Genomic DNA, 20,333 nt, shown 5'->3' on the forward strand with positions numbered 1-20,333 from the left:
CAGCGGCGACTACCCCAGAAGAAACCGGACAAGCGCCGTCATCGCGGCCGCTGCCGCCAGAACGACCAGAAAAGGGGCGCGGAGCAGGAGGGCGACGATTCCCGCGCCAAGTCCCGCCGTACGGGCCGCATCGAAGCTCAGCCCGCCCTCCTGCGTGAACACCTGCACCGCGATCAGCGCCGCCAGCAGCGCCACCGGCACCAGCTCCGCGAACCTGCGCACCTTCGGATGGTCCAGCACCGCGCGCGGCGCGGCGAGGCCCGCGAGCTTGAGCGCGTAACAGCCCGCGCACACCAGGGCGATCGCCCACCACAACGTCATCGCACCATCACCACCAGGACCGCCACGGCCGACAGCAGCACCGGCACGCCGGGCGGGAAGAACGGCGTCGCGCACAGGGCGACCGCCGCCGCCACCGCGGCCAGCCCGCGCAGCTCGGCGCTGCCCGCCAGCCGGGGCCACAGGATCGCCAGGAACGCCACCGGGCCCACGACGTCCAGGCCGAGGACGGCGGGGTCGCCGAGGAAGGAGGTGCCGTACGCGCCCGCCAGCGTGGTCAGGTTCCAGGTGAGGTAGAGGGTGGCGAACGTGGTGACGAAGGCCGTACGCGAGGAGCGGGGGCCGGGCTGGGCCATCGCCACGGCCGCGGTCTCGTCGATGACGCCTTGGGCGGCCAGCAGCCTGCGGGGGCCGCGTACCTGGAGGAGGTCGGCCAGGCGCAGGCCGTACAGGGTGTTGCGGCCGCCCAGCAGCAGCGCGCCGAGACTGGCGGCCAGCAGGTCGCCGCCCGCGCCCACCGCGCCCGTCAGCGCGAACTGCGAGGCGCCCGTGAACGCCAGCAGGCTCAGCACGCACGCCTGCGCCACGGACAGGCCCGCGGTGATCGCTGCGGCGCCGAAGGCGAGCCCGGACAGCCCCACGGCCAGGCCCACGCCCAGACCGTCCCGCACTGCCGCGGAACGGTGAGTTGTCGGTTCCATGCCTCCCGAGGCTATGAGATGCGGGAATGTGAGTTCTTGTACGATCCTGCGGCCCGCTGATACGCCGCCGGCGGCACGCCCACGACGCGCTTGAAATGCCGGCTGAGATGCGCCTGATCGGTGAACCCCGACTCGGCCGCCACCTGCGCCGGCGGCATACCGCTCAGGAGCAGGTGCCGCGCCTTGGCGACGCGAAGGGAGATCAGGTAGGCGTGCGGCGGCAGGCCCGTCGCCGCCTTGAACGCCCGCAGCAGCGGGAACGGCCGCGCCCCCACCGCCTCCGCCAGCCCGTCGAGCGTCGGCGGGTCGAGCAGGCTCTCGTGCAGCAGGTCGAGCGCCGCGCGCACGGCCATCCTGCCCTCGCCGGGCGGCACGGCGGGCGGCCTCGGCGCGGAGTGCCGCGTCAGCAGCCGGGCGAACAGCGTGCGGCTCAGCGTCGACGCGGCCAGCGCGTCGCCCCGCTCGGCCGCCTGGTGCGCCCGCCGCAGCAGCGCCGCCACCTCGGCGTCGCGCACCACCTGGCGCGGGAAGTGCGGCGTCCCGCCAGGCCCGCCCAGCTCACGCGCGATCGCCGCGACCGCCTCGATCGACGGATAGAGCATCCGGTACGCCCACCCGCCCGGCACCCCCGCGTGCCCGGTGTGCACCGACTCCGGGTTGACCAGCACCACCTCGCCCGCGCCCGCCCGGAGCAGCGTGCCCCGGTAGTCGAACTCCTCAACCCCCGAGACGATCAGCCCGATGGCGTAACCGTCGTGGACGTGCCGGGAGAAGCGGTGGGTGACGTAGCGGGCCTTCAGCAGGTCGGTCTCCGGCACCGCCGGGTGCCGCCAGAACGTCGCCCGCTCCTCGGTCGTCCTGCTCACAGCGTCTTACTCACTGGGGCCGGAACGTCTCGAGGAAGTCGTAGAAGTAGTGGCGGTCCTGGGCCCAGCGCGTGTGCGTGGTCTCCCAGTAGACGGCGAACGGGCGGCCGTCGGCGGTGCGCAGGCCGCGGTTGAGCACGTGGATCGTCACGCCGTCGCGGACCCTGGTGAACTCCCAGTCGGCGGCCGGGCGGCCGAGGAACTCGGTGGACGTGATGCCGATCCGCCGGTATCCCTGGAACTCGCCCTTCTTCTTGATCTCCGCCTCCAGGCGGATCCAGTGCCGTTCCGGGTCCGTCCAGGTGATGTCGGGGACCGTCCACTCCACCAGCAGCTTGCCGGGAGTGCCAGGACCGGTGACCGACACGCTGTCGCGGCCGTCGGTCTTCCGCACCTGCCACTTCGCGGGGATGGCGAGCTGGAAGCGGCCGTCCGCGTTCCGGTAGGGCCGCCAGCCTTCCGGGATCTCAGGCTCGTCGGTGGGCTCGTCCGTGGGCTCCTCCGTCGGGTCGTCCGTGGGGTCCTCGGACGGCTCCTCCGTCGGCTCCTCCGTCGGCTCCTCCGTCGGCTCCTCCGTCGGCTCCTGCGTCGGCTCCTGCGTCGGTTCCTGCGGTCCCGTCGTGGGCTCACCCGTCGGGGTGTCCGCCGTGGGCGAGGGGCTCTGCGCGGCGGTCGAGCCCGTCCAGCGGTCGGACAGCAGCACGCCGCCGGCGCCCAGCACCGCCACCACGAGCACCGCCGCGGGCAGGCCCACCCACAACGTCTTGCGCCGCCCGCCCCGCGGCCGGTCCATCGTCACCTGGCCCTGCCCGGCGGGCCACCGATCCCCGGTCGGCTGCCCGCCCGGCGGCGTCCCCTGCCAGGAGGCGTGGGGAGGCGGGGTGGAGTGTGCCGAGCCTTCGGGGGGCGGTGTGGGCTGCCAGGGGGCGTGGGGCGGTGGGGTGGGGTGGCCGGAGGCGTCCGTGGGCGGGGTGGCGTGCCAGGGGGTGTCCGTGGTGGTCGCGGGGCGGGGTGGGGCGGTGGCGGCGAGGTCGTACAGGAGGCGGGCGGCCTCGGCGGCGGGCAGCCGCGCGCCCGGCTCGCGCCGCAGCAGCCCCATGACGATCGGCCCGAGCGCCCCGGCCCGCGCCGGCGGCTCGGGGTCGTCGCGCAGCACCGCCGCCACGGTCGCCGCCCACGAGTCGCGCTTGAACGGCGGCCGCCCCTCGACGGCCGTGTACAGCGTCGCGCCCAGCGACCACAGGTCGGACTCGGGCCGCGCGGGCTCGCCGTTGAGCCGCTCGGGCGGCATGTACGCGGGCGTGCCCACCAGCCCGCCCGTCGCGGTCAGCCCGGCCTCGGCCTCCATGGAGGCGATGCCGAAGTCGGTGAGCACCACCCGCCCGTCGTCGGCGAGCAGCACGTTCTCGGGCTTGACGTCGCGGTGCAGCACGCCGGTCGCGTGGGCGGCCCGCAGCGCGTCGAGCACCCGGCTGCCGATCACCGCGGCCTGCGCGGGGCGCAGCGGCCCGTCCTCGGAGATCACCCTGGCCAGCGAGCGCGAGCGGACGAGCTGCATGACGATCCACGGCCGGCCGTCCTCCTCGACGACGTCGTGGATGACGACCACCGACGGATGGTCGAGCCGCCCGGCCGCCCTGGCCTCGCGGATGGTGCGGCGGTTGAGCTCGGCCCGCTTGGCGTCGCCGACCCCGGTGTAGCGGACCTCCTTGATCGCGACCGTACGGTCGAGCAACTCGTCGTAGGCCCGCCAGACCACCCCCATGCCGCCCTCGCCGATGGGCTCGACGAGGCGGTAACGATTGCTGACGTGCACGCCGCGCAGCCTACTTCTTCGGCGAGAACGTCGCGCAGAAGCCTTCGAAGAAGCGGAGGTCGTCCTTCCAGTGGCTGTTCAGGGTGTGCCAGTAGATCGTGTACGCCTTGCCGTCCTCGGCGATGAACCCCCGGTAGCGGATGCGGGACTTGCCCGTCTGGGTGGGCCAGATGAAGTCCCAGTCGGCCGCCGCCTTGCCGTACTTGACCTCCTTGATGCCGAGCTTCTTGTAGCCGCCGAAGCGGTCCTTCAGCCGCGGCTCCAGCTTCTTCCAGCCCTTCAGCGGGTCCTTGCCCAGCTTGGAGGCCCGCTCGATGCGGACATGCGCGTTGGGCGCCCCGCCGGGGCCCTTGAACTCGACGCCGCTGCCGACCATCCCGGAACGCTGCCACTCGTCCCAGCCCTTGGGCAGGCCGATGGAGAAGCCGAGCTTCTTGTCCGTGTGCATCTTCCAGCCGGACGGCAGCGCGGGCTTGGCCTCCTTGGTCTCCTCGGGCTCGGCCGTGGGGCTGTCCTCCTGGGTGGGGGACTGGGTCGGGGACGGATCCTCCTCCTCATCGGAGGGAGCGGCCGACGGGGACGCCGGGGGAGTCTGCGGAGCGGACGCGCTGGGCCCGGTCGGGACCGTGCTGGCGACCGCCGCCTGGGCGCCCTCGCCATCCGAGTCCTCGGGCGCGGAACGCAGACCGAGATAGCCGCCCACACCCGCGACCAGCAGCACGGCCACGGCCGCCGCGACGACCGTGATCATGCGCCGCGGCTCACCCTTCGACGCGCTCAACGTCGACTCGCCGGTCGGCCCCGACGGCGGCTGCCGCGGCTCCACGGTCGGCGCCTGGGACAGGCGCACACCGGTCTCGGGAACGTTCTCAGCGGCGGGCGCGGCCTGCGAGCGGGCGCTCGCGAGGTTCGGGTCGGTGGGGGTGTCGTCCTCCACCGGCGCGTACGGCCGCCGCGCCTTGGCCGGGCCAGGCCGCTTCGGCTTCGAAGGCTGCTGCACCTGGTTCTGGGCCTGGCCGGTGACCGGATGCTTGGCCGGCTCCGGCACCCGCAGCTCCTGCTCGGGCGGGAACTGCGCCGCCGGGAACTGGGCGGTGGGCGGCGCGCTCGGCTGCGCGAAGCCCGCGATGGCCGCGCGCAGCATGCGCTGCGTCTCCTCGTACGTCAGCCGCTGCACCGGCTCCTTGACCAGCAACCCCATGATCACGTCGGCCAGCGGCCCCGCGTGCGGCGCGGGGTCGGGCTCGTCCGTCAGCACGGCGTGCATGGTCGCCAGCGCCATGCCGCGCTCGTGCGGCGAGCGGCCCTCGACCGCCGTGTAGAGGGTGGCGCCCAGCGACCACAGGTCCGACTCGCGCCGCGCGGGCAGGCCCTTGAGCCGCTCCGGCGCGATGAACGCCGGCGTGCCCGCCAGGCCCGTCACCGTGAGCTGCGTCTCGGTCTCCAGCGTGGCGATGCCGAAGTCGGTCAGCACCACCCTGCCGTCGTCGGCCAGCAACACGTTCTCGGGCTTGACGTCCCGATGCAGCACCCCCGCCTCATGGGCGCGGTGCAGCGCGTCGAGCACGGCCAGCCCGATCTCCGCCACCCGCTTGGGCGGCAAGGGACCGTCCTGCTTGATCACCGCGCCCAGCGAGCGCGACTGGACCAGCTGCATGACGATCCAGGGCCGGTCGTCCTCCTCGATCACGTCGTGCACGACGATCACGTTGGGATGCTCGAACCTCGCCGCCGCCCTCGCCTCGCGCATCGTGCGCCGGTTCAGCAGCTGCACCTCTTCGCCGAGGGCGGCGGCGTACCTGACCTCCTTGACCGCCACCGTGCGGTCCAAGAGCTCGTCGTAGGCACGCCAGACGATGCCCATCCCGCCCCTGCCGATGGGTTCCTGCAGCTGGTAGCGGCCGGCGATGCGGCGTCCCTCCTGCTTGCGATCCGACATCAACGGCCTCAAACCCTCCTCTAGGCCAAGAAATACTCCCATAGGCAGGGATCATCGGCGACTCGCTCGAAGGCCAGTCCGTCCTGTGAGAAGTGCCGCCCAGCAGGTGGAGGCAGGGGTGTAAGGTTCAGATATGACTTGTCGTCGCTATGCGTTTACCGAGCCGGCTCCGGGAGAGCCGGTCGTCAGCTAGCGACCACCTGGAGTCGGCACGAGGCAGAGACCGTCGTCTCTGCCTTTTTTCGTTCCCCGCCGGCTCCAGGGGCCGGCCGAATGAGGAGTCGGGATGTCATCGACTTTGGAGCGGCAGGCGATCACGCTGGGCGGCCTGCCTGTGGGTGAAGGGCGCCCGGCGATCATCGCCACCCGCGTCAGCCTGCGCGAACCCTGCGACACGACCTCGGCACCGTCTCCGGTGTCGCTCCCGGTGTCGCTCGCTGCGGGGCCTGATGGGCGGTCCGCCGGGCTCGCGCAGGGGGCCACGCTCGTTGAGCCGGCCACCTCGGCGGACCTGCCGGCGATCGCCGCGCACGCCGACGCGGTCGTCGTGGGGGCGTCGTGGACGCGGGACATCCCCCTCGTCCGGGCGGCGGCCGGGACGGGGCTGCCGGTCGTCGTGGAGCGGCGGCCGGGTGCGTCACTCGAGGAGTGGCTGGGGCTGGCCGACTACTGCGCCGTCGAGGGCGACGGGCGGGTGATCCTGTGCGAGGGCGGGCGGCCCGATCTGGGTCTCGTACGCGCGGCGCGGGCCGCGTCAGGGCGTCCCGTGCTCGTGGACGTCACCGGCGACCCGGAGCTCGTCGCCGCGGCCGTCGCCGCAGGGGCGGACGGGCTGGTGGCCGGCCCCGAGGGCCGCGCGCTCGCGGAGGAGGCCGTCACGGTCGCCGGCGGGCTGCTGCGCCCCGAGTGGCCCGCCACGCTGCCCGAGTGCCGCGCCGCGATCGACCGGGTGGACGCCGCCCTGGCCACGCTGCTCGAACGCCGGGTGGAGCTGGCGGGCATCGTGCAGCGCATCAAGCCGGTGGGCGGCTTCGCGGGACGCGACATGGACCGTGAACGCGCCCTGGTCGCCAGAATGGCCGAGCGCGCCCCGTCACTCGGCGAACCCGGCCTCACCCCGATCATGAACGCCGTCATCGAAGCCGGCCTCCACCTCGCGGAGCGCCGCACCACCCCCTGATCCGCGCTGACGCCCTATGGCGGAGCCCCTACGCCCCAGGGGGCTGCGCGCCGGGCCGCCCCTGACCGACACGGTGGCCCTGGTGGGTCAGCCGGGGGTGGGCTGGGAGAGCTGGAGGTTGTTCAGCGGGCGGCCGGGGCCGTCGGCGATCTGCTTGATGATCAGCTCGGCGAAGCGGCGGTAGCCGTCGCCGGTCGGGTGGTAGCTGCGGGCGTTGACGCGCAGCTCGCCCACCTCCATGGCGAGCCCGTTCAGGTACGGCGCGGGCTGCCCGACCTCGTGCCCGCTGAACGCCTCGTAGGCGTCGACGTACTCGGCGCTGCCGGGGGCGCCGAACGCGGCGATCGTCCGGTCGAAGTCCTTCACCACGGACCCGACCGTGTCGTTGAGCCGCCGCGTCACGCCGTTGAGCCACCGCTGGTCGGCCACGCTCAGGTTGTCGACGGTGTCCACCGGGTCCTCGGGGAACGGCCGCGGGTAGCCGAGCACGATCACCCGCGCCTGCGGAGCCCGCACCCGCAGCTCCCTGAGCACCTTCAGCACGCTCGTACGCAGCTCGTCGATGCGCCGGTTGACCGCGGTCTCCTGGTCGACGCAGGCCGACGACCACGGCAGCTTCACGATGCACCCGGTCAGCACCTTGGTGAAGCCGGCGTCGTTGCCGCCGATGCTGAGCGTGACCAGGCTGGCGCCCGGCCCGACCCGGCTGATCTGGGGCGGCTGGCCGTGCTGCCCGGCGAGGAGCTGGCGGGTGGTGGCGCCGCTGCAGGCGTAGAAGGCGGTGCCGCCGCCGAAGCGGTAGGTCTTGGCGACGAGCGGCACGTACGAGCCGGTGGCCCGGTGGCAGCGGTCGGCGCCCTCGTTCACCGGCTGCCTGTCGAGGTCGTAGACCCCCTCGCCGGAGGAGTAGGAGTCGCCCAGCGCCACGTAGGCGCCGCTCTGGGCGGCCTGTAAGGCGGTCAGGCGGGTCACTCGCGGCAGTTCGCCCGCGGGCGAGCCGGGCGGGCAGCCCGCGTCGAGCACCGCGCAGGCGAGCTTCGGATAGACCCCCAGGGGCAGGCAGGCCAGCGCGAGCGCCACGCCGATCGCGATCGCCGCTCCGGCCCTGATGAGCGACCCCCTGGTGCCGCGTCCAGCCTCGTCCAGCACGACCTCCCCGAGCGGCGACTCCTCACGACTGCGCCATCGAGACTACCCAGCCGATCACCGGGCCGGGTATGGCCGGGCGGGTCAGGCCCTGGGCACGGCGTCGCGACGGCGGCGTACCATCCGCCAGCCGAAGGCGATGCCGGCGGCGAGCACCGGGATGAGGAAGAAGGCGACGAGCTGGTCCTCGTCGGCGAACGGCATCAGCAGCACCACCAGCGCGAGGAACCCGAGCGTCAGCCAGTTGGTGTAGGGGGAGCCGGGCATCGGGAAGGTGGAGCGGTGGCCGGAGCGGCGCAGGCGGATCTGGCACCACACCAGCACGCCCCACGTGGTGATGACGCCGAGCGAGGCGCAGGCGGTGGCGATGTTGAAGGCCCGCTCGGGCAGGAAGTAGAACAGCGCCACCCCGGCCAGCAGCATCGACGCGGTGAACAGGATGCCGCCCATCGGCACGTGGCGGGAGCTGAGCACGCCGGTGAAGCCGGGCGCCTCCTCCTTCATGGCCATCGAGCGCAGGATGCGGCCGGTGGCGTACAGGCCGGAGTTGCAGGACGACAGGGCGGCGGTGATCACGACGAGGTTCATCGCGTCGGCCGCCCAGGGCACGCCGAGGCCGGCGAAGACGGTCACGAAGGGGGAGGTGCCCGCGCTGTAGGCGGTCCACGGCAGGACCATGCAGAGCAACGCGACCGAGCCGACGTAGAAGATCGCGATGCGCCACACGACGCCGTTGATCGCGCGGGGCATGATCTCGTGCGGCCTGGCCGTCTCGCCGGCGGCGATGCCGACCAGCTCGATCGAGGCGTACGCGAACACGACAGACTGCAGGCTCATCAGCACCAGCGGGAACCCGGTCGGGAAGAACCCGCCGTGCGCGACCACGTTGTGCGGCCCCGCGTCGCCCACCGCGAACACCACCAGCACCAGCCCCACGACCAGGAAGATCGTGATGGCCAGCACCTTGAGCAGCGCGAACCAGAACTCCAGCTCGCCGAACAGCCGCACCGACAGCAGGTTGACGGTCATGACGATGCCGAGCGCGATCAGCGCCGTCAGCCACTGCGGCCAGGCGGGCGCCCAGTAGTGGATGTAGGCGGCGATCGCCGTCAGCTCGGCGATGCCGGTGAAGGCCCAGTTGATCCAGTACATCCAGCCGCTGGCGAACGCGGCCCAGGGGCCGATGAACTCGCCGGCGTACTCGACGAAGGAGCCGGAGACCGGGCGGTAGAGGACCAGCTCGCCGAGGGCCCGCATGACGAAGAAGGCGGCCAGACCGGCGGCGGCGTAGGAGAGCACGAGCCCGGGCCCTGCGGCGGCCAGGCGGCCGCCCGCGCCCAGGAACAGGCCGACGCCGATCGCCCCGCCGATGGCGATCATCTGGACCTGCCGGTTGCCCAGCGCCTTCTGGTATCCCTCGTTTGTCTCCGTGCGCACCGCGTCACTCCTCGACTACTTAAGGTGACTTCCGAGGGTATCGGGTGCGGCGGGTGCGGGTGGCCCCCGGCACGCCGTTCCCGAGGCCGGGTGACCTGTCGGTGGCGCGGATTAAAGTCGGATCCGCACGTCCGTCCAGCGACTGGGAGGCGCGGTTTCATGTCGTCCAGTGACTCGTTCGTTCACCTGCACGTCCACACCGAATACTCGATGCTGGACGGAGCGGCCCGGCTCAGGCAGATGTTCGAGCTGGTCGGTGAGCTGGGCATGCCGGCGATCGCGATCACCGACCACGGCAACATGCACGGCGCCTACGACTTCTACCAGCAGGCCACGGCCGCCGGGGTCAAGCCGGTCATCGGCATCGAGGCCTATGTGGCGCCCGAGTCGCGCCACACCAAGCGGCCGGTGCTGTGGGGCGAGCCGCACCAGCGCAAGGACGACGTCTCGGCGGGCGGCCACTACACCCACATGACGATCTGGGCCCGCGACAAGGCCGGCCTGCACAACCTCATGCGGCTGTCCTCGCGCGCCTACACCGAGGGCTTCGTGCGCAAGTGGCCCCGCATGGACGCCGAGCTGATCGCCGAGCACGCCGAGGGCCTCATGGCCACCACCGGCTGCCCCTCGGGCGAGGTGCAGACCAGGCTGCGGCTCGGCCAATACGACAAGGCGCTCAAGGCCGCCGCGAAATATCAGGACATCTTCGGCAAGGACAACTTCTTCCTGGAGATCATGGACCACGGCCTCGACATCGAGCGCCGCGTCCGCGACGGCCTGACCCGCATCAGCAAAGAGCTGGGCATCCCGCCGCTGGTCACCAACGACTCCCACTACACCCACGAGTCCGACGCCGCCTCCCACGACGCGCTGCTCTGCATCCAGACCGGCAGGCAGCTGTCCGACCCCGACCGCTTCCGCTTCGACGGCACCGGCTACTACCTCAAGAGCGCCGGCGAGATGCGCGCGGTCGACTCCTCCGAGCTGTGGGCGGAGGGCTGCCGCAACACGCTGCTGGTGGCCGAGAAGGTCGATCCGAGCGGGTTCTTCGAGCACAAGAACCTCATGCCGACGTTCCCCGTCCCCGACGGCATGACAGAGAGCGAGTTCTTCCGCAAGACCGTCTGGGAGGGCATGGCCCGCCGCTGGCCCGAGGGCTACGACGAGCAGCACCGCAGGCGGGCCGAATATGAGATCGGCATCATCGAGCAGATGGGCTTCCCGAGCTACTTCCTCGTGGTGGCCGACTTCATCATGTGGGCCAAGCGGCAGGGCATCCCGGTCGGGCCGGGGCGCGGCTCGGCGGCGGGGTCGCTGGTGGCGTACGCGATGGGCATCACCGACCTCGACCCCATCCCGCACGGCCTGATCTTCGAGCGGTTCCTCAACCCCGAACGCGTGTCGATGCCCGACGTCGACATCGACTTCGACGAACGCCGGCGGGGCGACGTGATCCGCTACGTCACAGAGCGGTGGGGCGCCGACAAGGTGGCCATGATCGTCACGTTCGGCACCATCAAGGCCAAGGCCGCCATCAAGGACGCGGGGCGGGTGCTGGGCCATCCCTACGCGCTCGGCGACCGGGTCTCCAAGGCGTTCCCGCCCGCCGTCATGGGCAAGGACATCCCGCTGGCCGGCATCTTCGACCCCGACCACCCGCGCTACGCCGAGGCGGGCGAGCTGCGCCGCCTCTACGACGAGGACCCCGACGTCAAGGCCACGATGGACCTCGGCAGGGGCCTGGAGGGCCTGATCAGGCAGACCGGCGTGCACGCGGCCGGCGTGATCATGTCGCGCGAGGTGCTGACCGACCACGTCCCGATCATGCGCCGCGACTCCGACGGCGCGATCATCACGCAGTTCGACTATCCGACGTGTGAGACGCTCGGCCTGCTCAAGATGGACTTCCTGGGCCTGCGCAACCTCACCATCATGGACGACTGCCTCAAGCTGATCGAGTCCACGACGGGCGAGAAGGTCGACCTGCCGGCGCTGCCGCTGGACGACCGCAAGAGCTACGAGCTGCTGGCCAAGGGCGACACGCTGGGCGTCTTCCAGCTCGACGGCGGCGGCATGCGCTCGCTGCTGCGCCTCATGCGTCCCGACACCTTCGAGGACATCTCCGCCGCGCTCGCCCTCTACCGCCCCGGCCCGATGGGCGCCAACTCCCACACCAACTACGCGCTGCGCAAGAACGGCCAGCAGGAGATCACGCCCATCCACCCCGAGCTGGAGAAGCCGCTCGAGGACATCCTCGACACGACCTACGGCCTGATCATCTACCAGGAGCAGGTCATGGCCATCGCCCAGCGGGTGGCCGGCTACTCCCTGGGCGCCGCCGACCTGCTGCGCCGCGCGATGGGCAAGAAGAAGAAGGCGGAGCTCGACAAGCAGTACGCCTCCTTCGAGCGGGGCATGAAGGCCAACGGCTTCTCCGGCGAGGCCGTCAAGGCGCTGTGGGACATCCTGCTGCCGTTCTCCGACTACGCCTTCAACAAGGCCCACACGGCCGCCTACGGTCTCATCGCCTACTGGACGGCCTACCTCAAGGCCAACCACCCGGCGGCCTACATGGCGGCGCTGCTGACCTCGGTCAAGGACGACAAGGACAAGTCGGCCCTCTATCTCAACGAGTGCCGCCGCATGGGCATCACGGTCCTGCCGCCCGACGTCAACGACTCCGACTTCGACTTCACGCCGCGCGGCACCGACATCCGCTTCGGCCTGTCGGCCGTCCGCAACGTCGGCGCGAACGTGGTCGACGGCATCATCGCCGCCCGCAGGAGCAAGGGCCGCTTCACCGGCTTCTCCGACTTCCTGCGCAAGGTGCCCGCCGTGGTGTGCAACAAGCGGGTGATCGAGTCGCTGGTCAAGGCGGGCGCGTTCGACTCGCTGGGGCATCGGCGCAAGGGCCTGGTCATGGTGCACGAGCAGGCCGTCGACGCGGTCATCGACATCAAGAGGAACGAGGCCATCGGCCAGGACTCGCTGTTCGGGGCGCTCGGCGGGGGCGAGGATCAGACTTTCGACGTGCAGATCCCGGCGGGGGAGTGGGACAAGACCACGCTGCTGCAGTTCGAGCGGGAGATGCTCGGCCTCTACGTCTCCGACCATCCGCTGTTCGGCGTCGAGCACGTCCTGGCGGCGGGGGCCGACTGCTCGATCGCGGCCGTGCAGGACGACAGCCGCCCCGACGGGCAGGTGGTGACCGTGGGCGGCATCCTCAGCGGGGTGCAGCGCAAGGTCACCAAGAAGGGCGACACCTGGGTGCTGACCCAGCTGGAGGACCTCGCGGGCTCGATCGAGGTGATGATCTTCCCGTCGGCCTACCAGCTGTGCTCGACGATCCTGGCCGAGGACGCGATCGTGTTCGTCAGGGGCCGCATCGACAAGCGGGAGGACGTCGCCAAGATCATCGCCATGGAGGTGACCGCGCCCGACCTCACCCAGGAGGCGGGCGGTCCCGTGCTGGTCAGCCTGCCGCTGACGCGCTGCACGCCGCCCGTGGTCGGCCGGCTGAAGGAGATACTCACCACCCACCCCGGCACGTCCGAGGTGCACCTCCAGGTACGTAACGGGCCCAGGACGACGGTGCTGCGGGTGGACGACCGGCTGCGGGTCACGCCGTCGCCGGCGCTCATGGGCGACCTCAAACAGCTCCTCGGCCCGGCCTGCCTCAACGCGTGAGCGGCCTTCGGCAACCCTCGCCGTCGCCCGCCCGCCACGCGTGGGGGAGGATCACCACGTGAGCGAACTGCACTACCTGACCGCGACCGAGCTGGCCCGACTGATCAAGACCAGGCAGGTGAGCGCCGTGGAGGTCCTGCGCGCCCATCTCGACCGCATCGACAAGGTCAACCCCGCCGTCAACGCCGTCGTCACCCTCGCCGCCGGCCACGCCCTCGAAGCCGCCGAGGCGGCCGACCGGGCCCTGGCGGCGGGCGAGCCCACCGGGCCGCTGCACGGGGTGCCGGTCGCGCACAAGGACCTGCACGACACGGCCGGCATCCGCACGACATACGGCTCGCCGCTGTTCGCCGAGCACGTGCCCGAGCAGGACGACCTGATGGTGCGCCGGCTGCGCGCGGCAGGCGCGATCACCGTCGGCAAGACCAACACCCCCGAGTTCGGCACCGGCTCCCACACGGTCAACGAGGTGTTCGGCGCCACCAGGAACCCCTACGACCTGTCGAAGTCGGCCGGCGGCAGCAGCGGGGGAGCGGCGGTCGCGCTGGCCACCGGCATGGTCGCGCTGGCCGACGGCTCCGACATGGGCGGCTCCCTGCGCAACCCGGCCTCGTTCTGCAACGTCGTCGGGCTGCGGCCGACGCCGGGGCGCGTGCCCGCGCCGTCCGGCACGGCCGCCTGGTACACGCTGTCGGTGCCGGGGCCGATGGCGCGCACGGTCGAGGACGTCACGCTCATGCTCGGGGCCGTCGCCGGGTTCGACCGGCGCTCGCCGTACGCGATCAAGGAGGTGTTCGCGCCCGAGCCGGAGCAGGGCGTGGCAGGGCTGCGGGTGGCGTGGAGCCCCGACCTCGGCGGGCTGCCGGTCGATCCGCGTACGGCGGCGGTCACCGCGACGGCGCCCGCCGTGTTCGAGGGGCTCGGCGCCCGCGTCGAGCAGGTCGAGCTCGACCTGGAGGGCGCCGACGACGCGTTCAGGACCTACCGCGCCTGGTTCTACCTGCTGGCCCACGGCGACAAGAGCGGCCTCGGCCCCAACACCGCCTGGAACGTCGAGCAGGGCCGCAAGGTCACCGGCGCCGACCTGGCCAGGGCCGAGATGGCGCGCAGCCGCCTCTACCAGCGCATGGCGGCCTTCTTCGACACCTACGACGTGCTGATCGCGCCGGTCAGCCAGGTGCCGCCGTTCCCCGTCGAGCATCCGCACGTCAGCGAGATCAACGGTCACAAGCTGCCCGACTACCTTTCGTGGATGCGCTCGGCGTACTGGGTCAGCGTGCTGCACGCGCCGGCCGCGTCGGTGCCCGCCGGGTTCACCCCCGAGGGGCTGCCGGTGGGCGTGCAGATCATCGGGCGGCCGTTCGAGGACGCCAGGGTGCTGCGGGTGGCGCGGGCGTTCGAGCTCGCCACGGGCCACGGCAGGCGGCGGCCCGCGCTCTAGCGCCAGACGCCGGTGTGCGGGCCGCCGGGCTCGATCCCGCCCGGCTCGATCCCGTACGGCTGCCGCAGCGGCGACTCGCGGTAGCCGTGCATGCCTTCGAGCAGCGCGAAGAACCCCACGGCGAGCAGCGGCCAGCACACCAGCACCCCCCTGGCGGTCAGCTCCAGCGCGCCGGGGACGATCGACACCCCGGGCGCGGCGTTCGCCGCCACGGCGGCCTCCACCGTGACCGCCCCGATCGTCACCGAGGACCCGATCCAGAGCGTCAGGAACGCCGCGAGCACCCCGCCCGCGCAGAGCCCGAGCAGCACCGGCAGCATCCACCGCCGCGCGATGAACCAGGCGACGCCGCCGCACACCAGCCCGAGCCCGCCGGTGATCACCGCGAACCAGCCGTCGGCCGCTATCAGCGCCTGCGTGGTGGGGTCGGCGAGCACGGGCTCGCCCTGCCCGACGACCTGGTAGGGGGCCCGGGGCGTCAGCCCTGACCAGAGCAGGCCGGCGGCGGCTCCGAGAGTGGCGAGAGTGAGGACAGTTACCGCAAATGCGCGTACTTCCCTCGCCACGCGACTCCCCCTCACATGTACGTCCGAATCAGCTTGATGGTATCTCCCGGTTAGGCTCACTTCGTGATTGCAGAAGAGGTCTGGCAGATAGAACCCTCCGGCCCGCTCCGGGGTGACGTCGAAGTACGCGGTTCCAAGAACGGCGTGTCCAAGCACATGGTCGCCGCCATGCTCGGCGACGGCGAGAGCAGCATCCACAACGCCCCCGAGGTCGGCGAGGTCGAGATCACCGCCGCCATGCTGCGCGCCCTGGGCATCGACGTCGAGATCTCCCGTACGGAGATCAGGATCGAGCGGGGCGCGGCGATCGAGCCCCGGGTGCCCGACGCGTTCACCGGCCTGAACCGCATCCCCATCCTCATGCTCGGCCCCCTGCTGCACCTGGCGGGTGAGGCGTTCGTGCCGCTGGTCGGCGGCGACCCCATCGGGCGGCGGCCGGTCAACTTCCACGTGGACGCGCTGCGCGCCATGGGCGCCGAAGTGGAGGTGCAGGACGCCGGCATCTACGCCAAGGCGGGCCGGCTGCACGGCACCCGCATCGAGCTGCCGTACCCGAGCGTGGGCGCCACCGAGACCGTGCTGATGTCGGCGGTGCTGGCCGACGGCAAGACCGTGCTGAAGAACGCCGCCACCGAGCCGGAGGTGGTGGAGCTGGCGCTGTTCCTGCAGCGGATGGGGGCGCGGATCGAGCTGTCGCCCGACCGCAGGATCGTCATCGAGGGCGTCGAACGCCTGCGCGGCGCCTCCACCTGGCTGACCGGCGACCGCATCGAGGCGTTCTCCTACCTCGCGGCGGGGCTGATCACCCAGGGCGAGGTGCGCGTGCACGGCTGCCCCCAGGACCGCCTGGTCACCGCCATCACCACGCTGGCCAGGATGGGCGCCAGGTTCGACATCAACGACGAGTACCTGTGCGCCACCGCGCCGCCCGAGGGCCTGCGCTCGGCGGCCGTGCAGACCGACACCCACCCCGGCTTCATGACCGACTGGCAGACGCCGCTCATGGTGCTGTTCACCCAGAGCCAGGGCATGTCCGTGCTGCACGAGACGGTCTTCGAGAACCGCCTGGTGTACGTGCCCGCGCTGCAGAAGATGGGCTGCGAGATCGAGGTGTTCGACCAGTGCCTCGGCGGCCCGGCCTGCCGCTACCACGACACCAACGCCCGTCACTCGGCGGTCGTGCGCGGCGTGTCGAAGCTCAGGGGCGCCGACGTGACGCTGCCCGACATCAGGGCCGGCTTCTCGGCCGTGCTGGCCGCCGCCGTCGCCGACGGGCCCTCCACGCTGCGCGGCGTGCACCACATCGAACGCGGCTACCACCGGCCGTTCGAGCAGTTCGCGTCCCTCGGTCTGAACATCCGCAGGCAACGGTAAAGAGCTCGCAGCCGGGCGTTTGCCGCTGATCGGGACGTCGTACACATCTGACGTGAGCGTACTCAGATCCATCGGGGCTCTCGGCCTGGCGGGGGCGCTGGGCGGGCTGCTGGCGGCCGCGCTGGCCGTCCCGGTGGTGAGCGGGGGCGGCCTCGCCGCGAAGAACGCCGTCAACACTTTCGTGGACCTGCCGCCCGCCCCGCGCGAGGAGCAGCTCGCCCAGGTGACCAGGCTGCTCGACAGGAACGGCCGGCCGTTCGCGCAGTTCTACGAGGCCAACAGGACGACCGTGCGGCTCGGCGCCGTCGCGCCCGTGATGCGCCAGGCCATCGTGGCGATCGAGGACGCCCGCTTCTACGAGCACGGCGGCCTCGACGTCAGGGGCACGCTGCGGGCGCTGCTCACCAACACCCAGGCGGGCGGCATCCGGCAGGGCGGCTCGTCCCTGACCCAGCAGCTCGTCAAGAACATCCTGGTGGAGAGCGCGCGCACCGACGCCGAGCGCGACAAGGCCCGCGCGCCCAACCTGGCTCGCAAGATCAACGAGCTGCGGCTGGCGCTCGCGCTGGAGCGCAAGTACCGCAAGGACGAGATCCTGGAGCGCTATCTCAACATCGCCTACTTCGGGGCGGGCGCCCACGGCGTGCAGGCGGCGGCCAGGCGCTTCTTCTCCACCTCCGCCGCCCGGCTCACGCTCACCCAGGCGGCCACGCTGGCGGGGGCGGTGCGCATGCCGTACTCGACCGATCCCTCGCTCGGCAGCGCGCACCGCGAGCGGCTCAAGGGGCGGCGCGACCTCGTGCTCGACCGCATGGCCGGGCTCAAGCTGATCAGCCAGCAGGAGGCGGCGCAGGCCAAGAGCTCGCCGCTCGGGCTGCGGCTGCGGCCCGAGCCGGGCGGCTGCGCCCAGTCCGAGTACCCCTTCTACTGCCTGTACGTCCAGCAGGAGCTGCTCACCAACCCCGTCTTCGGCAACACCGCCGCCGAGCGGCGCCGCCGCATGGCCAAGGGCGGCATGGTGGTCAGGACCAGCCTCGACCCCGTCGCCCAGCGCGCCGCCGAGCAGGCCATCCGCCGGCACGTCGCGCCCGAGGACACCGAGGTGGCGGCCGAGGCCATGGTCGAGCCGGGGACCGGCCGCATCAGGGCGATGGCCGCGAGCAAGCGCTTCGGCCGCAACCCGGGCGACCGCAAGAACGGCCCCAGGACCACCTTCAACCTGCCCGCCGACGTCGCCCACGGGGGCGGGCAGGGCTTCCAGGCGGGCTCCACGTTCAAGGTGTTCACCCTGGCCACCGCCCTGCAGCAGGGCTGGCGCTTCGGCGACGGCTTCCAGACCCCCGGCGCCCTGTCGCCGTCGCAGGGCTACCGGAACTGTGACGGCCGTTCCGTCAACGACCCCGACACGCGCATCACCAACGCCAGCGGGGAGGGCGACGGCGGGCCGCACAGCATCGAGACCGGCACCTGGAAGTCGGTCAACATCTTCTACATGATGCTGGAGCGCAAGGTCGGGCTCTGCAACGTCGTCAAGACCGCGAAGAAGCTCGGCGTCGTCAGGGCCGACGGGGCGCCGCTACGGGAGGTGCCGACGTTCACGCTCGGCATCAACGAGATGGACCCGGTGACGGTGGCGGCCTCGTTCGCGGCCTTCGCGGCGCGCGGGCTCTACTGCCGGCCGCTCGCCATCGTGGAGATCACCGGCAGGGACGGGCGGCGTACGCACGTGCCGCCCTCCTGCGAGCAGGCCATCGAGGAGCGCGTCGCCGACGCCGTCAACCACGTGCTCACCGGCGTCTTCGACAAGGGCACCATGCAGGGGCAGAGCATCGGGCGGCCGGCCGCGGGCAAGACCGGCACCAACAACGGCTACACCTCCGCCTGGTTCGCCGGGCACACGCCCGACCTGGCGGCGGCGGTCAGCGTGGGGGACATCAGGGGGTCGTACAAGTTCCCGCTGCGGGGCGTGCAGATCGGTGACCGGCATTACGGGGCGGTGCAGGGGGCGTCGCTGCCGGGGCCGATCTGGGTGGAGTCGATGCGGCGTGCCTTGCGCCGTACGGAGCCGCGCGGCTTCCCCAAACCCGACATGTCCCGCTTCGGCGGCGGCCACACGCCGGGCCTGGAGCAGGCCCTGGCCGACGAGGAACGCAAGAAGCGCCGCACCCACCCGTTCCTGCGCCGCCACCGCCGCCTGTTCGAGTGGCTGATGGGCCAGGACGAAGTGATCTCCCCGAGGCAGGGCCGCACGGAGCTCACTTTCGACTGGCCCCCACGCGACCGCCACCGCCCGGCCACCCACACCCCACAAGAGGTCTCTCCGGGAAGGGCACCGGCTCCCGGAAGGGCACCCGCTCCCCAAAGGCCGCAGGCCCCTGAGGGGACGCAGGCCCCGGCTCCCGCGCGGCCTCCGGCCCGCCCCCAGCCCGCACGTCCCCAGCCGGCCCGGCAGGACGGCTCCGCCGGTCGCGTTCAGCCGCGGGGGTCAGGGGAGGGCTCAGGTCGTTCTCAGCCGTCTGGACGGTCGCGTCCCGACGGTCAGGGCGGCGCCCATCATCCAGGGCGTGATCGTCCGGAAGGGAACGGCGGGCCGCCGCAGGCTCATCGGCCCGGGTGAGGTGCTCTCAACCTAAGCGGGTTTGCCGATGGGGGCCGTCACGGCGCGGGTGAGGGTGATGAGGTTGGCGGGGGCGGTCTCGATCTGGAGGCCGCGTTTGCCGGCGGAGAAGTAGATCGTCTCGAAGTCGAGGGCTGAGGAGTCGACCACCGTGGGGAGCTGTTTGCGCTGGCCCAGCGGGCTGATGCCGCCGACGACGTAACCCGTGACGCGCTCGACCTTGGCGGCCTCGGCCATCGCGGCCCGCTTGCCGCCGAGCGCGCCGGCCAGCGCCTTGAGATCGAGCTTGCCGGCGACGGGCACGACGGCCACGGCCAGCCCGCCCTCGACCTCGGCGACCAGCGTCTTGAAGATCCGCTGGTAGGGGACGCCGAGCGCGTCGGCGGCCTCCTCGCCGTAGGCCTGCGCGTCGGGGTCGTGGTCGTAGGGGTGGAGCGTGAACTCGGCCTTGGCCCTGGTCAGCGCCATGGTGGCCGGAGTGCCGCCCTTACCTTTGGGTTTGCTCACGACACCCCAGTGTAGCGAATCTACAATGTAAAGGCCCGGCCGGGGGTGTACCCGAACGCCTTCCTGAACACGTCGATGAACGCGCTCGCCGACCCCCACCCGCACCGGTGCGCGACCGCCGTCACCGGCACCCCGTCGGCCAGCAGCAGGAGCGCGTGGTGCAGCCGGAGCTGGGTGCGCCACTGGGGAAAGCTCATGCCGAGCTCGGCCCGGCACAGGCGGGCGAGCGTGCGCTCGCTGGTGCCTGCCCGGGCGGCGAGCCTGGCCAGCGTGCTGGTGTCGGCGGGGTCGCGGTGCAGGGCGGCGCAGACGGCGGCCAGCCGGGGGTCGCGCGCGGTGGGCAGGTGCAGGGGCTGCTCGGGGGCGCGCCGGAGCTGGTCGAGGAGGACGGCGAGAAGCCGGTCGCGTTCGGGCTCGGGCACGGGAGGGTCGCGGGTGTAGGCGATGATCAGCTCGCGGAGGAGGGGCCCGACGGCGAGCACGGCGGGCCTGGCCAGGCGCAGCGGATTGCCGGTGAGTCCGACGAGGCGCAGGTCGGTGTCGCCGTGGGCGCGGTGCTCGTGCACGGTGCCCGCGGGCACCCAGATGGCCCGGTTGGCGGGGGCGACCCAGGTGCCGGCGTCGGTGGTGACGGACAGGACGCCGCGGCAGGCGTACACGATCTGGTGGGTGTCGTGCCGGTGGGCGTCGATGCCACCGCCCGAGGTCAGGGGACGGCGTCCCGTGGGGGCCTCTGGCAGGTGGCGGATTTCCGACATGATCTGGCATTTTATCGGA

15 protein-coding genes are annotated in these 20,333 nt (G+C 72.1%); 5 read left to right on the plus strand and 10 right to left on the minus strand.

Annotation, left to right across the window (positions count from 1 at the left end; genetic code table 11):
- Positions 1-9 precede the first annotated feature (9 nt).
- Genes AB0K18_RS02725 through AB0K18_RS02745 form a run of 5 tightly spaced genes read right to left on the minus strand, consistent with a single transcriptional unit; the run spans position 10 to position 5,601 of the window.
- Positions 10-321, minus strand: a complete 312-nt coding sequence (locus tag AB0K18_RS02725) for an AzlD domain-containing protein (protein ID WP_364564281.1) — start codon at positions 319-321, stop codon at positions 10-12.
- Positions 318-980, minus strand: a complete 663-nt coding sequence (locus AB0K18_RS02730; protein ID WP_364908802.1) for an AzlC family ABC transporter permease — start codon at positions 978-980, stop codon at positions 318-320. Before AB0K18_RS02730 ends, AB0K18_RS02725 begins: the two co-directional genes overlap by 4 nt.
- An 11-nt stretch (positions 981-991) precedes the next feature.
- Entirely contained in the window at positions 992-1,846 is an 855-nt protein-coding gene (locus tag AB0K18_RS02735; RefSeq protein ID WP_364908803.1) for an AraC family transcriptional regulator, read from the minus strand.
- Between the two features lie 10 nt (positions 1,847-1,856).
- On the minus strand, positions 1,857-3,662 hold the full coding sequence (locus AB0K18_RS02740; protein ID WP_364908806.1) for a protein kinase: 1,806 nt from the start codon (positions 3,660-3,662) through the stop codon (positions 1,857-1,859).
- A gap of 10 nt (positions 3,663-3,672) precedes the next feature.
- A complete protein-coding gene (locus tag AB0K18_RS02745; protein WP_364908808.1) occupies positions 3,673-5,601 on the minus strand; it encodes a protein kinase in 1,929 nt (642 codons plus the stop codon).
- Positions 5,602-5,887: 286 nt separating this feature from the next.
- Between AB0K18_RS02745 and AB0K18_RS02750 the strand changes: the two genes are divergently transcribed.
- A complete protein-coding gene (locus AB0K18_RS02750) occupies positions 5,888-6,781 on the plus strand; it encodes a chorismate mutase (RefSeq protein WP_364908811.1) in 894 nt (297 codons plus the stop codon).
- A gap of 87 nt (positions 6,782-6,868) precedes the next feature.
- On the opposite strand, the gene AB0K18_RS02755 is transcribed toward AB0K18_RS02750, so the two are convergent.
- Both AB0K18_RS02755 and AB0K18_RS02760 read right to left on the minus strand, forming a co-directional pair.
- Positions 6,869-7,930, minus strand: a complete 1,062-nt coding sequence (locus AB0K18_RS02755) for an SGNH/GDSL hydrolase family protein (RefSeq protein ID WP_364908813.1) — start codon at positions 7,928-7,930, stop codon at positions 6,869-6,871.
- Positions 7,931-8,011: 81 nt separating this feature from the next.
- Positions 8,012-9,364, minus strand: a complete 1,353-nt coding sequence (locus AB0K18_RS02760; protein WP_364908816.1) for an amino acid permease — start codon at positions 9,362-9,364, stop codon at positions 8,012-8,014.
- 159 nt (positions 9,365-9,523) lie between these two features.
- Here AB0K18_RS02760 and dnaE point away from each other — a divergent pair, with 159 nt between their 5' ends.
- Both dnaE and AB0K18_RS02770 read left to right on the plus strand, forming a co-directional pair.
- The gene (gene dnaE / locus AB0K18_RS02765; protein ID WP_364908819.1) at positions 9,524-13,051 is read left to right on the plus strand and encodes a DNA polymerase III subunit alpha; all 3,528 of its coding nucleotides are present in this window, start codon (positions 9,524-9,526) and stop codon (positions 13,049-13,051) included.
- 58 nt (positions 13,052-13,109) lie between these two features.
- Positions 13,110-14,492 carry an amidase gene (locus AB0K18_RS02770; RefSeq protein ID WP_364908822.1) on the plus strand — a complete coding sequence of 461 codons (1,383 nt, stop codon included), beginning with the start codon at positions 13,110-13,112 and terminating at the stop codon, positions 14,490-14,492.
- Here the strand turns inward: AB0K18_RS02770 and AB0K18_RS02775 are convergent.
- Positions 14,489-15,058 carry a hypothetical protein gene (locus AB0K18_RS02775; RefSeq protein ID WP_364908825.1) on the minus strand — a complete coding sequence of 190 codons (570 nt, stop codon included), beginning with the start codon at positions 15,056-15,058 and terminating at the stop codon, positions 14,489-14,491. The genes AB0K18_RS02770 and AB0K18_RS02775 overlap by 4 nt on opposite strands.
- 63 nt (positions 15,059-15,121) lie before the next feature.
- On the opposite strand from AB0K18_RS02775, the gene murA reads away from it, so the two are divergent.
- Positions 15,122-16,432 (plus strand): UDP-N-acetylglucosamine 1-carboxyvinyltransferase, encoded by a 1,311-nt coding sequence (gene murA, locus AB0K18_RS02780; RefSeq protein WP_355420749.1) that lies wholly within the window; start codon positions 15,122-15,124, stop codon positions 16,430-16,432.
- Between the two features lie 52 nt (positions 16,433-16,484).
- Positions 16,485-19,049 (plus strand): transglycosylase domain-containing protein, encoded by a 2,565-nt coding sequence (locus tag AB0K18_RS02785; RefSeq protein ID WP_364908828.1) that lies wholly within the window; start codon positions 16,485-16,487, stop codon positions 19,047-19,049.
- 12 nt (positions 19,050-19,061) lie between these two features.
- Here the strand turns inward: AB0K18_RS02785 and ybaK are convergent, their stop codons facing one another.
- Together ybaK and AB0K18_RS02795 are read right to left on the minus strand one after the other, a co-directional pair.
- Positions 19,062-19,517, minus strand: coding sequence for a Cys-tRNA(Pro) deacylase (gene ybaK / locus AB0K18_RS02790; RefSeq protein ID WP_364909176.1), 456 nt, complete (start codon positions 19,515-19,517; stop codon positions 19,062-19,064).
- 59 nt (positions 19,518-19,576) lie between these two features.
- The gene (locus AB0K18_RS02795) at positions 19,577-20,314 is read right to left on the minus strand and encodes a helix-turn-helix transcriptional regulator (protein WP_364908831.1); all 738 of its coding nucleotides are present in this window, start codon (positions 20,312-20,314) and stop codon (positions 19,577-19,579) included.
- Between the last annotated feature and the right edge of the window lie 19 nt (positions 20,315-20,333).

The sequence above is a fragment of the Nonomuraea sp. NPDC049421 genome, from assembly GCF_040677005.1.
GTDB lineage: Bacteria > Actinomycetota > Actinomycetes > Streptosporangiales > Streptosporangiaceae > Nonomuraea > Nonomuraea salmonea.